General features: G+C 68.5%; 7 protein-coding genes. 5 read left to right on the top strand and 2 right to left on the bottom strand.

Translation table 11 applies throughout. The annotated features are described in order from the left end of the window. Positions 1 to 121 precede the first annotated feature (121 nt). Positions 122 to 1,609, bottom strand: a complete 1,488-nt coding sequence (locus KEG57_RS24810) for a Kelch repeat-containing protein (RefSeq protein WP_272423283.1) — start codon at positions 1,607 to 1,609, stop codon at positions 122 to 124. A gap of 318 nt (positions 1,610 to 1,927) precedes the next feature. Here KEG57_RS24810 and KEG57_RS24805 point away from each other — a divergent pair, with 318 nt between their 5' ends. From KEG57_RS24805 to KEG57_RS24785, 5 genes are all read left to right on the top strand, one after another. Beyond that, positions 1,928 to 3,064: a hypothetical protein gene (locus KEG57_RS24805; protein WP_272458834.1), complete on the top strand. Its 1,137-nt coding sequence runs from the start codon at positions 1,928 to 1,930 to the stop codon at positions 3,062 to 3,064. 41 nt (positions 3,065 to 3,105) lie between these two features. Beyond that, positions 3,106 to 4,380, top strand: coding sequence for a hypothetical protein (locus KEG57_RS24800; RefSeq protein WP_272423285.1), 1,275 nt, complete (start codon positions 3,106 to 3,108; stop codon positions 4,378 to 4,380). A gap of 2 nt (positions 4,381 to 4,382) precedes the next feature. Beyond that, complete coding sequence (locus KEG57_RS24795; RefSeq protein ID WP_272423286.1) at positions 4,383 to 5,216, top strand: hypothetical protein; 834 nt, start codon at positions 4,383 to 4,385, stop codon at positions 5,214 to 5,216. A gap of 11 nt (positions 5,217 to 5,227) precedes the next feature. Next, the gene (locus KEG57_RS24790) at positions 5,228 to 6,751 is read left to right on the top strand and encodes a hypothetical protein (protein WP_272423287.1); all 1,524 of its coding nucleotides are present in this window, start codon (positions 5,228 to 5,230) and stop codon (positions 6,749 to 6,751) included. A 143-nt stretch (positions 6,752 to 6,894) separates the two neighbouring features. Continuing rightward, positions 6,895 to 8,349 (top strand): hypothetical protein, encoded by a 1,455-nt coding sequence (locus KEG57_RS24785; protein ID WP_272423288.1) that lies wholly within the window; start codon positions 6,895 to 6,897, stop codon positions 8,347 to 8,349. A gap of 321 nt (positions 8,350 to 8,670) precedes the next feature. Here KEG57_RS24785 and KEG57_RS24780 read toward each other — a convergent pair whose 3' ends face one another. Next, on the bottom strand, positions 8,671 to 12,615 hold the full coding sequence (locus KEG57_RS24780) for a hypothetical protein (protein ID WP_272423289.1): 3,945 nt from the start codon (positions 12,613 to 12,615) through the stop codon (positions 8,671 to 8,673). Positions 12,616 to 12,626 lie beyond the last annotated feature (11 nt).

Genomic DNA, 12,626 nt, shown 5'->3' with positions numbered 1-12,626 from the left:
GAAACCGCGCGTTGCGCGGTTTCTCGGCCCTCGGTCCAGGCCGTGCCTGGTCCGGGGTGCAGGGGGCGGACAGCCCCCTGCTGGGGTGCGGGGCAACGCCCCGCTCCGCTCCGCGCATCTGTCAGGGCTGCGCTTCGGCCCCGGTGCCGAGCGCGCCATTGGCGTCGCGGCCGCCCCACACGAGGATCCGCGAACCTGTCCATACGGCCGTCGCGTCGCGGCGTGAGCTCAGCGTGGGCACCTCGGGGATCGGCTCCCACGTCCCGCCGTTCATCCCGGGCGTGTACCTCCCGCCGTCGCCGAGGCTCCCCGTGCAGACGAGATCGCCGCAGCCTCCCCAGACGACCATGGACGACCCGGTCCAGACCGCGACGTGCGACCGCCGCGCGCTTGGCGCGCCTGTCGTGCTCATGGGCGCCCACGTGCCTTGCGCGCCGTCCTTGGGGTTGAAGATCCCGCCGGTATCGAGGTAGGGCCCGCCGTTCCAGCCGCCCCAGATGAAGATTTCCGAGCCCGTCCACACCGCCGTGTGGGACTCGCGGAATGACGCCGCGTTCGTGTTCGAGGTCTTTGCTGTCCACTGGTCGTCGAGCGGCGAGTACATCGCGCCGTCGCCGAGCCAATCGAAGAAGTCCATCCCGCCCCACACGATCATGTGCTCGCCGGTCCATGTCGCGGAGTGCTGCGTGCGTGGGCTCGGGGCGCCCACCGTGCTCGTCGGGGTCCAGGTCTTCGTTGGGATGTAGTAACGGCCGCCGGAGAGCAGCGCCTGGTCGGTCCCCGCGGTCCCTCCCCAGACGATCATGTACAGGCCCGCCGCGACGGCCGAGTGCCGGATGCGCGCTGTCGGCTCGTTCGCCGTCGGCAGCGGCGTCCAGGTATCGGTCTTCGGGTTGTAGCTCGCGCCCGCGCCGACCAGCCCGTTCGTCGAATACCCGCCCCACACGATCATGACCTGGCCCGTCCAGACGGCCGTGTGCCCGAAGCGCGGGGAGGGGGCGTCGACGGTGCTCATGGCTTTCCACGTCTTCGCCATCGGATCGTAGATCGCGCCGTCGCCGAGCAGCGGATCCGAGCCGCCGCGCTCGCCGCCCCAGATGATCATGTGCGTGCCGGTCCAGATCGCGGTGTGGTTGAAGCGCGGCGAAGGCGCGTTCTCCGCGGGCAGCGGGACCCACGAGAGGCAGGCACCACCGACTGCTGCGTGCGAGATCATCCCCGTCTGCGGATCGCAGGAATCGGTCGTGCACGGATCGCCGTCGTCCGTGGCGACCGGCTGGGGCACGCACGCGCCTGCCGCGTCGCAGGTGAAGCTTTCGACGCAGGGCTCCGGGGTGCCGCACGACGTGCCTATCGCGAGGGGCGTCGACGCGCACGCGCCCGCTGTGCACGTGTCTGCGGTGCAGGGGTTCTTGTCGTCGCAGCTCGTGTCCGAGGTGCAGCCCGCGTCGCCGCTGCTGTCGGGCGCGCCTGCGTCCGGGGCGTCCGTGTCTTTGGGGATGAGATCGTAATCAATCTCGGCGATGAGCACGCAGCTCGTGACCGACGACGCGGCGAGCGCGGCGAGGAGCGCGCTCGCGAGGGCGAGCGACGCGCGGCGGGGAGACATCCCTTTTCGGTACCAAGGATGTCGTCGAGCTTCAAGAACTCCTTCCCATGGCGGGAATAGGGGCGCATAATCCGGATCTGATCTCTCCTCGTCCTCGATCCTCGAGACGAGGCGAATCGAAACGAGGACCGCGCGGATCGATGCCGGACAAGGCGCGCGCCCTCGGGTTCCCGGGCCTCCCCGGGTGGACATGCATCGATCCACCTGGATCACCCTCGATCCTTTATGGCAGTGAAAACTTCTCGTGAAACCGGATCCCGGGGCCGCTCCATTCTGGGGCTGCTTCTGTCGCTCGGCGTTGTGGTCACGATCGCGGGGATGAGCGCCTGTTCGAGCAATAACTCGGAGGGCTCCTCGGAGGGGACCGGCGCGAGCGGGGGCGCGGGCGGGGCCGGTGGGGGCGAGCCTGCGGGGCCGACGCCGTACGAGCTTTTCCTGAAAATCGAGCCCGACCTCGTGGCGAATTGCAATATCTGCCACAAGAAGGGCGGCTCGGCGCCGGCGCCGTTCCTCGCGGGGGAGACGCCCGAGGAGCGGTACCAGACGATAACGTTCTGGCCGGGCATCGTGACCAAGGCGCCCGAGCAGAGCATTCTGCTCACGCACCCGGAGTCGCCGAACCACGGCGGCGGCGAGGCGCCGAAGATTCCGGAGAACGTCAAGCCCGGCGTCCTCGAGTGGCTCACGGCGGAGGCCGACGGCCTGCCGGATGGCAACGGCGATATCGGGCCGAGCGTGCGTCCGTTCCGGCCTTTGCCCGGCGGCGCGCTGAACACGGTCTACCTCGACGCGCTCGGCGAGGATTTCCAGTACATGTCGATCGCGTTCTTCGCGGAGGCGATCGGCGGCACGAGCGACGCGCCCACGATGCTCCGGCTGACGAACATCACGGTGCACCCCGTGGTGGACAAACCGCTCCACATCGTGCACCCGGTCTTCACGGTGTACGTGCCCGGACAACCGGGTGATCCGGATCCGGTCGACAGCTTCTCGAACCTCGACCAGACGTTCACGCTCGGCGGAGACAACACGCTCGGCACCGGCGAGGTCGTCCTGACGAACTGGCAGAAGGGGGCCTATCTCGGGATCGCGTTCGAGCTCATCGAGGTTTACGGCGGCAATGCGGGCCCGGGGACGGGGTGTAACGATCTCGTGAACTTCCAGCAGAACGTCGTGCCGGCCATGCAGACGTGCATGATGAAATGCCACGGCGGGGCAAACCCGCAGGCGAAAGGCACGATGGATCTGTCGGAGCTCAATGTGATGATGCCCTCGGCGGCATGCCAGGAGGTGCGGGCGCGCATCAAGCCGGGTGATCCGGCGGCGAGCCAGATCCTGCAGGTGACGGATCCGGTGCAGCCGATCGTGCACATGTACAAATTCGACGGTGATCTGAACGCATACAACGCTTTCAAGACCAAGGTGGAGCCTTGGATCATGGCGGAGCAGCAATGACAATGAAATGGGGCAAGAGAGCGTGGACCGGGACCGCGCTGATGGGACTTTCTTTGGTCCTTTCTGCGTGTAACCCGGACGATCCCAACAAGCTCCTCGGCGGGCCGCCTGCCAATGGGGGCAAGCCCTGCCCGCCCTCTCTGGGCGGCGAGGGCGGATCCACGGCGTCGACCACCGTCGGCAATGGCGGATCGGGCGGCGATCCGACGACGACGAGCGGCGGGACGACGGGCGGCGGCGAGGTGAAGACCGTGCTCGACGAACGCATCGTCTCGTACAGCGAGGCGCTGCGCACCGCGAGCCTGAAGCTCGTCGGCAAGCTGCCGAAGAACGACGAAATCGAGGGCATCCGGAGCGCGGCGGATCCGAAGCAGGTCTACGAGACGTTCGTCGACCAGTACATGGCGTCGCCGCGGTTCGCCGCCGTGATGATCGATTACTGGAAGAACACGTTCCGCTCGGGCGCAATGGCGGCGAACGAGGCGCCGAACCGCAACAACGCGCCGCTCTTCGCGGCGAAGGTGACCGTCGAGGGCAGCGATTATCGCCAGCTCTTCACGGCCACGAGCGGCACCTGCCCCACGTTCGACCCGGCCGCCGGCACGTTCACGCCCGTCGATTGCGCGAACGGCCCCGCCGCCGCGCCCGCGGCCGGCGTGCTCACGGACGCGGGCCTCATGGCCCAGTACGCGAGCGCGCTCGCGTTCCGGCGCGTGCGCTTCATCCAGGAGACGTTCTCCTGTCGCAAGATGCCGGCCGAATACCGGGCCACGCCGGAGCCGAAGGGCGGCGGTTTCTATACGTCGCCCTGGCCGTTCGAATCGATCGGCGGCGCGGCGAACGGCGGTCGTGTCGACTTCCTGGATTACTCGTCGACGATCTGCGCGAACTGCCACGGTTCGATGAACCATCGCGCCCCGCTTTTCGCGGCCTACGACGACGCCGGCAAATACGTCGAGCCCGTCGCCGGAATGGACGGCATCCTCGAGTTCTCGGCCACGGTGCCCATCGACGGCAATCCGAAGGTCAAGCAGAGCGATTACCTGCCCCCCGGCGAGACGACGGCCTTCAAGTTCGGCGAGCCCGCGGCGAACCTCCTCGAGTTCGGCCAGCGCATGGCGGCCGACGACGAGGTTGCCCGTTGCGCGGTGGTCCGCGTCTGGAACTACGCCCTGTCGAAGGGCGACGCGGTCTACGATCTGGCGGACGTGCCCGATTCGGTCATCGCCCCGCTCGTCACGCAATTCAAGACAAACTACAACCTGCGCGAGATCATCCGCGCCGCGTTCGTCCACGACGACTTCGTGAGGTATTGATCATGGCGCGGAGCTTCCTCGGCTGGGCGCTGCCCGGCCTGTTCTTCACGATCGGCTTCGGATTCGCGGCGTGCCTCGGCAGCTCGGATCCGATGGGCGAGGACTGCGAGCCGACGACGTCGGGCCCCGGCGTGGGCGGCAATGGCGGCACGGGCGGCGCGGGCGGCGCGGGCGGCGGCACGGCCGGCGCGGGCGCGCAATCGAACGGCGATCCCGAGACGAGCGAGAATGGCAGCAACAACTTCCACCACCCGATGGACCCGACGCAGGCGGGCCAGGACGATCCGTTCGAGATCCTGAAGAAGCGCGCGGCCGAAGGACCGCCGGAGATCCGCACGCGGCTGCATTCCTGCAGCAAGCTCACGTATGCGGCGCTCGGCGATCTGCTCACGACGCGCGGCGTGGATCTCAACAAGGTGGCCGCGGCGGGCCAGCCTCCGACGGCGGGCCAGCTCTTCAAATCGGCGGCGACGAAGGATTCGCTCGGCGTGGCGAACTTCGACGCGCGCATGGGCGAGTCGTATTTCTATACGATCTCGGCGGCCGCGAAGGTGCTCGACATCTTCATCCAGGCCGCGCCCGAGATCATCCAGAACATCGAGAACGCCGAGGAGTGCAAGATCAACGGCGCGGGCAATCCCATGTTCGACGCTGCCACGGGCAGGTGCGTCTACAACTCGCTGAGCTGCATCATGGGCCGGCCGGCGACCGAGGACGACATGGACCTCTGCAACCTGATGATCGAGCAGGCGAACAAGGCGGATCCCAAGGATCTCGCGAACAAGCGCGCGCTCACCGTCGCTGCGTTCCTGAGCGCGGCGCATACCTGCGAGTAGGAGAACGGGCCATGGCAAACTACAAACTCAAGGATTTGCGCGGCCCCCAGCGCCGGAACTTTCTCCGGCTGATGGCTGCGGCGGGCGCGGGCTTCGCGCTCGAGCGCTCGCGGCTTCTCAATTTCATCGCCGACGAGGGCGGCACCGCGCTCGCCGCCGAGGCGTGCGGCGAGACGAACCGCCACGTCGGTATCGTCTCCGGCGGCGGCAATTTCTGCCTCTGGCAGCTCATCTGGCCGCTTCCCGACGTTGCCGCGTCCATGAACCCGGCCTTCGCGTACGACGCGGTCGGCCAGGGCTTCATGACGAACTACGTCGACGATTCGTCGTATTTCAAGTCGGGCGCCGCCGACCGGCCGATGTATTACGGCCCGGATTCGCCGTTCGTCGATCAGGCGACGCAGACCGTTATCCGCCCGATGACCGCGTACCTCGTCGCCGACACGGCCGTGCACCACCGCAAGCCGCTCCGCCAGATCACGATCGACGGCGCGCTCCCGGGCAACACGAACAACAGCGGCGACGGCGTCGTCGGGAACAGCGTCACGCTTTTTGCCGCGATTGGCGCATTGCAACGCACGACGACCTCGATCCTGCCCTCGATTGGCGTCGCGCCCGCCTCGATTGGCTCCGCCCCGGGCGCGCCCACGCTCTCGGTCGTTCCGAGCGCGGACTCGATGGTCGATCTGTTCAACAGCGCCGCGTCGAAGGCGATCCTGCTCGCGCAGGAGGACAAGTCGATGTTCGAGACCTATTACAAGGCGATCCTCGGCCTGCGCGAGGCCGCGGGGCGCCCGACCTGGGCCCGCGAGCTCGACATCGCCAAGAAGGCCTCGAACCTGATTGGCCGAAACCTCGCCGCGCAGCTCATGCCGTCGACCGAGGACCTCGCGTTTTACGGGGCCACCGCGGTCCAGGGCATGGATGCGAGCATGTTCTTCGGTGGTCAGAACGGCAAGGACAGGCTCCTCAACCTGGCCAAGGCCCTCATCATCACGAAGAAGGCGTTCACGCTCGGTTTGACGAACCAGGTCATCATCGGCGTCATTGCCGAGACGGGCGGCGGCATCTTCACCGATCCGCACGAGACCTTCGCGCAGCTCCCCGGCGCGCGGAACGTCATCAAGTATTACGGCATGTTCCTCGACCGGTTCTACCAGGACCTCGCGAATTCGCCGGATCCGGCCTGCACCGCGAAGAACCTGGACAAGACCGTCATCACCACGGTCCACGGCGATCACCCGCACGATCCGCTCACGCGAAACGCGTGGCCAGACTCGACCCCGGGCGGCGCGAACTGGATCTACGTGATGGGCAATGGGTACCTCCCGGCCGGTTGGCACGGTCATCCGAAGACCAACAACACGGCATTCGGCATCGACCCGACGACGGGCCTGAGCACCGATTACAACGGGACGAAGTCCGTGCACGCCGCGAGCGCCGCGATCCTCTACGCGATCGCGAACGGCGACATGAAGAAGGTGACGGAATTCTACAAGGGAGACGCCATCACCGCGCTCGTGAACAAGGTGTGACCGAGGCACCCATTCGATGACGTCGGCCGCGGAGCGATCCGCGGCCGAAGTCTTTTGTGGGGTACGAACGTCGAAGAGCGCGGGCGGCGAAGAGGTGTAAGGTCGAATCCGGCCCGAACGTTGTCGAGACTGAGGTGGAGCGAATGAAGCGGAGCATGGTGGGTTTTGCGGCGTTCTTCGCCGCGGGTGTCGGGCTCGCGATCGGGTGCGGGGGTGGGCCCGCGGTCGTGCAAAGCAGTGATCAGGCCGCCGAGCCGCTCCCCTCGCAAGGGAAGACCGAGCCCACGGCGAAGCCCGCGGCAACGCCCGTCACGACCGGCACGGCGCCCGAGGTGGCGACAGGGCCGACCGAATGGGGGATCGTGGGGCCGGAGCCGGCAAAGGCTGTGGATTACCCGAGCGTCGTCGCGAGGGTCGAGTCGATGATCCGCGACCGCAACGTCATGGCGGGGGCGCAACGGCGCGGTTTGTCGGTCATGAACGTGATGTGGGAGGACACGGGCCGCGCCCAGGGGTCTTCGGTCGGGCCGAACATCTCGGACCTGACGCTGCAGGTGCGCTTCCACGACGAGAGCGGGAGTTATTTCAAGACGGCGCTGATGCCGGTGATCCGATTTCCGAATTTCACGGACCGCACGGGCGACATCCCGGCCGATCGGTTTTTCGTGCGCGTCGGCAATCAGAAGGCGGGCAGCCAATCCATCGAATCGGTGCCGCTCAAGGACGTGCTGAAGGACATTCGCGCGTTCGCCAGCGTGCCGAGCTCGATCCTCGGCAATGGCAACCTGCTCGCGCCACGGGACACCCATTTCCTGGTGAGCGCGCAGGCCGTGTTCCTGCCGATCCCGAAGACGGGCAAGGCCGAGTTCAACCCGGTCATTTTCAATTACCAATCGGCCCCGAAATCACCCGCCGTGCTCACGCTTTTGGTGACGCGCGAGGGGACAAGCATCAGCGTGATCGAGAATCGCCGCGAGGACATGGGCATGCGCGGGGGCGGGCAGGAGCTCTACTTCAACAACAAGGGTCAGCGCGCCTCATTCACGGCCGAGCGCCGGAGCGACGTGAAGGCGCGCATCGAAGCGCAAGGCGGGCCGAAGACGGAGGCCGAGAAGAGCGCCCTCGCAAAGGGAGCAGACGTGCTCTTCCTGGTGCAGGTGCCGCTCGTGCACGCGCAGCGCGGGGTACTCGGCGGTTCGGTGCCGACCATGCCGGCCATAGAGCCGAAAAGCGGCGGGGCGCCGATGCCCATGGCCACGGCCACGACCAAGCCGTCGAAGACGGCCGATCTCCTGCCCAGCGAAGAGAGCGACGTGGAGCAAGCGGTGCTCGGCCACGGCCCGAACCTCGGGCCCTACAACGAGGGGCGGAACCTGCGGCTCGTGCGCGATCCCAAGTTCCCGATCCGAGTGACGGTGCAGTTCTACAAGGCGACGAGCAACGGCGTCGTGAACGAGTCGGACCTCGACGCCATCGCGCAGTCGATCGGGAGCGTGTACGAGCACGCCGAGTTCGTCGGCTCGCTCGTGGTGCCAGAGGGAGATCCGCGGAGGCCGACAGCGTGGCAGACGATCCCAGGGGAGTGGTTCCCCTGGTGATACTCAGGCCCTGAAGCCGCTGCGCTGGGGCGTTGCCCCAGGCCCCACCGGGGCTATCCGCCCCTGGACCCGGACCAGCGCAAGCGCTGGACCCAGGGTCGATGAACTGCGCGATGCGCAGTTCATCGAACAGGCCGAGGCCCTGCCAACCAAGACAGCCGCACTGCCCTCTCGACTGGCAACGCGGTCCAACGGGCCCGTTGGAAGAACTGCGCGGAGCGCAGTTCTTCCACCCTCGGTCCAGGCCGTGCCTGGTCCGGGGTGCAGGGGGCGGACAGCCCCCTGCTGGGGTGCGGGGCAACGCCCCGCGCATCCACCCTCTCAGGCCGGGAGCGACAGCGCTTCCTCCACCCACGCGCGCGCCTTCGCGGCGAGCGCGGACAGGCGCTCGGCATCCCACGTCGCGCGCGGCAGCGGGATCTCGCGACGCGTGACGGTGTTCCGCGTGTCGAAGAGATCGCAGAAGGATTGGAGCGCGAAGGCCTTGCGGAATCGATCCACGAGCGCGTGCTCCTCCGCCTCACATAGGTACGTCTCCGCGAGCCGAGCGAAGCCCTGGACCTCGTTCGCCTCCCACACGAGTGGGACGTCGAGGACGCGCTGCGCGGCTCGCGCGTCTCCTCGCGCGAGTGCCTCGTCTGCGGCGGCGAGGGTGCGCACGTAGTCCCGCACCAAGACTTGCTTGGGCGCCCATGGCCTCTCCTCCGAGAGCGGCACGCAGAGCGGAATGAGCTGCTCGGGTTCGCACGTGCCTTCCTTGTACGTGGCCGAGCGATCGAGCTCGACGAGTGCTGCCTCCGGTTCGCCGAGCATCAGGAGCGTGATCCCACGCAAGTGATGGAAGTGCTTCACGTCTGCCTCCTCGGAGAGCTGCGAAGGATCGATGCCGTCGAGCTGCTCGAGCGCATTTCGCCACTCGGCCACACAGGCGAGCGAGCGCGCGAACGACAGGCGGACCCGCGGGTGATGGGGGAACTTCGCGCATACGAGCTCGTCGACGTGTCCTGCGGTCGCGTGCTCGCCGATCGCGTAGAGCCCTCCCTCGAACGCCAGAAGCTCGTCGGGACCGGCCTTGCTCTTTGCCCACGCGAGGCGGCGCTTCAACCCTTCCTTTCCCTCCTTCCGCAGAGCGCGCTCCTCTGCGATCGCCGCCGCGAGGTGCCTTCCTGTCGGCTGGTGGCAGAGCAAGCGCCTCGCGTACAGAGACCTCACGGGCAGGCTCGGGAAGAAGAACGCCCCGGTGGTGTGGCCCTCGGGAACCTTGGGGGGCTCGGCGTCGAGCGGCACGATCGTCGGGCGTCCCTCGTGCACCACGAGGAGCGCCGCGTGGTGGTTGCCAGGCGTCGCGAGGAGGATCGAGGACCGCGGCACGCGGACGCGGTACACGATGGAAGGGCCTGCCTGTCCGTGGCGGAGGCCGAAGAGCAAGGGGCCATCCCCTTGCATGTCGAACAGCACGAACCACATCCCTGCCGAGGCGCTCCCGACCCCGGTTCCTTCGTAGATGCCCGTCACGCCATCGAAGAGCTGGAAGGGCCCCACCCCTCCCGCGCCCCCCTGGACGAACCCCCACAGCGCGCCTTGGGGGTCCTTCGGCCCGTACTCGGCGCAGGCGACGCCGACGACGCTCTCGCCGTCGGGGCAAGGGACCACCGTGAGGGATAGGAGTGCGGTGGGGATCGGCGCACCGGATGGCGCGCCGCGGGGCGAGTAGAACGTCGTTCGCCCGGTGTCCTTCTCGTTGTCGGCTTCCACGACGACGACGCGCGGCGCCGAGAGTCCCTCGACGCTGTGGATGTTGACGCGCGGGAAGCGGTGCTCGCGGATCTCGCGGACGAGCCGCGAATCCTGGAGGTCGAACACGCGGATCACGTTCGACATGTCGCGCGAGCTGCGTGTCCGGAGCCAGAGGTACCGCCCATCCGGGCTGACGGTGCCCTCTTCGATGCGCAGCTCCGGCAGCGTGTCCTCGAAAATGCCCTCTTCGATCGTCGGCACGACGGCGCCGTCGTTGCGGAGGATGTTCGGCCACCATGCGAGCACGGTCCAGTCGTCCGTGTCGATCTCGAGCACGCCTCCGCACCGTCCGGCGAGGATCAAGCGATGGCCTCGGAGCGCGAATGTCAAGAGCTCGAGGGACCTCGGCGTCCGCAGGAGTACGCGCGTCCGGAGCGCGCCTGTCGCGACATCGATCACGCGGACGAAGACCCACGGGCCCCTCGTCGAGGGGACGATGAGCACGGCCTCCTCGCGCTCGTTGCGCGTCCGCACGAGCATCGTTTCCCACTTCCACCGCGGGAATACCCGCGCGTCGTGGAAGATCGCCAGAGGCCCCGCCGTGACGCCCTCTCCCTCGAACACCTCGACCTGCACGGAAAACGCGCGCCGCACCTCCGCGCGGATCTCCCCGCGCAGGGCTGCGATCCGCGCTGCTTCCTCGCCCTCCACACGCGCCGCGAGCTCCTCGCACACGGCGAGCGCGCGCAGGGCATCCCCCTCGCGCCGGAGCTGCTCGATCGACGCCGCGAGCGTGTGACGCTCGACGATCCTCTGCACCTCCGCGTGAAACCGATCGAACGCCGCGACCTCCTCCTCCGGCAGATCCTTGCGTTGCACCTCGCCGAGCAGCTTGCTCGCGTGCGCCGCATCGCCTGCCTCCATCACCCGCCGCGCGGCCTCGACCCGCCCGGTCGCGACGCGCCGACGTTCCTCCGCGATCGCGGCCTGCGCGCGCTTTCGTACGTCCTCCGCGGGACCGAACCCTTGCAGCACTCTTCCGTGTGCGTCGACGAGCTCCATCGCCGTCTCCGGGGCTCGCTCGGCGAGCTCCGCGGCGCGGTGGAGCGCGACGATCGCGGCCACGGCTGGCTTTACCTTCGCGCCTTCGCCGGGCGGCGCGACGGCATCCATCCACGCGAGGACCTTCGCGCTCGCGTGCTCCTTCACCCGGATGCGCCCCGCGGCGGGCAGCGCGGCGTACGCGGCGAGCCCCTCGGCGAGCGCGCTTGCGGCGATCAGCTCGGCGATCGCCGCGACGCGCGCTTCGTCTTCCCGCGCGCGGGCCTCGGCGAGCTTCGCGGCGATCCGTCGTTCCGCGGGCGCCGCCTCGTGCTCTGGCAGCCCGAGGCCTTTGGCCGCTTCGAGCAGCGCGACGGCTTGCACGGTCTCGCCGCGCTCGAGCGCCTCGTGTGCGTCGTCGAGCTTTCGCCGCGCCTCGTCCCGCTTCTTTTGCTCCTCGACACCACGGAGAATCCTCCGGGCGACGTCGCTCTCCGGGTGAGCCGCGAGGATCTCGCGGGCTCGTTCTTCCGCGCCGGGGAGATCACCCTCCGCGAAGAGCCGTGAAGCTTCCGCTTCCGCGGGACCTCGCGTCGCGGCCCGTGCCTTCGCGAGCGTGGCGGCGAGGCCGGCGAGCTCTGGGTGTGTGGCGTCCATGGCTCGCGCCCGCGCGAGATCGTCCGCGGCCACGGCGAGGTTTTCCGTCGCGAGCGCGCTTTTCGCCAACGCCACGAAGATCTCGGCGATGCGCGCCGGTGGGGCCTTTGCGCTCGTGGCCGGAAGCAGGTGAAGGGCGCGGGCGCGGTCTTCGCGCCTCGCGGCGGCGAGCGCGAGGAGGAGACGCACGTGGACATCGGCGAGCGTCTCCGCGGGGAGCGTCTCCTCGATGTCGAGCGCCTCCTTGTCCGCGCCGAGCGTGCCTACGAGGAGCGCGAGGAGCGCGCGCGCGGCGTCCACGTCACCGCCGCTCCGGGCGAGCGCTTCTTCGAGGTGGGTCCGCGCGAGCTCGTAGTCGTACTCCGCGAGCGCATCTTCGGCCGCGCGGAGCAGATCCGGGACGGCCTCGCCCGCGCGGCTGCCTTCGTGCGGCCGTGGCGTGGGCTTTCGCGGCGCTTCGGGGGCCGGGATCGCGGGGGAGGCGGCCGTATCGATCACGCGCTGGACGAAGGAGCGCGCATCGTCGTCGAGCTCCGCGACGACGGCGTGGCAGGCGTCGAGGCCCGAGGGACGATGGTGCAGGAGGACGACGCCGGGCTCGCCGGGCTCGGGTCGGATCTCGATGCCATCGCGAAAGTGCGTGACGAGCACGCTCTGGAGGCGGCTCTTCAGGGCGTACCGTCGCGCCGTCTCACGCCGATCGAGGCCGAGGCCGGTGGGGTTGACGTCGCGGATCAGGGCGACGAGCTCCCGCGCCTCGGGGCGCACCCGGCCGGCGATGACGTCTTCGGGGTCGAGCGAGGCGCCTCGCTTCTTCTTGTCCTTGGCCATGGGCGTGCCTT

The sequence above is a fragment of the Polyangium jinanense genome, from assembly GCF_028435365.1.
The sequence above is the reverse complement of the archived record's forward strand: the minus strand, read 5'-3'. Positions and strand labels throughout refer to the sequence as shown.

Bases quoted from the DNA above. Each gene is read 5' to 3' on its own strand.
- KEG57_RS24790 (WP_272423287.1), top strand. From the start codon at position 5,228: ATGGCAAACTACAAACTCAAGGATTTGCGCGGCCCCCAGCGCCGGAAC.
- KEG57_RS24780 (WP_272423289.1), bottom strand. From the start codon at position 12,615: ATGGCCAAGGACAAGAAGAAGCGAGGCGCCTCGCTCGACCCCGAAGAC.
- KEG57_RS24800 (WP_272423285.1), top strand. From the start codon at position 3,106: ATGGGACTTTCTTTGGTCCTTTCTGCGTGTAACCCGGACGATCCCAAC.
- KEG57_RS24810 (WP_272423283.1), bottom strand. From the start codon at position 1,609: ATGTCTCCCCGCCGCGCGTCGCTCGCCCTCGCGAGCGCGCTCCTCGCC.
- KEG57_RS24805 (WP_272458834.1), top strand. From the start codon at position 1,928: ATGAGCGCCTGTTCGAGCAATAACTCGGAGGGCTCCTCGGAGGGGACC.
- KEG57_RS24795 (WP_272423286.1), top strand. From the start codon at position 4,383: ATGGCGCGGAGCTTCCTCGGCTGGGCGCTGCCCGGCCTGTTCTTCACG.
- KEG57_RS24785 (WP_272423288.1), top strand. From the start codon at position 6,895: ATGAAGCGGAGCATGGTGGGTTTTGCGGCGTTCTTCGCCGCGGGTGTC.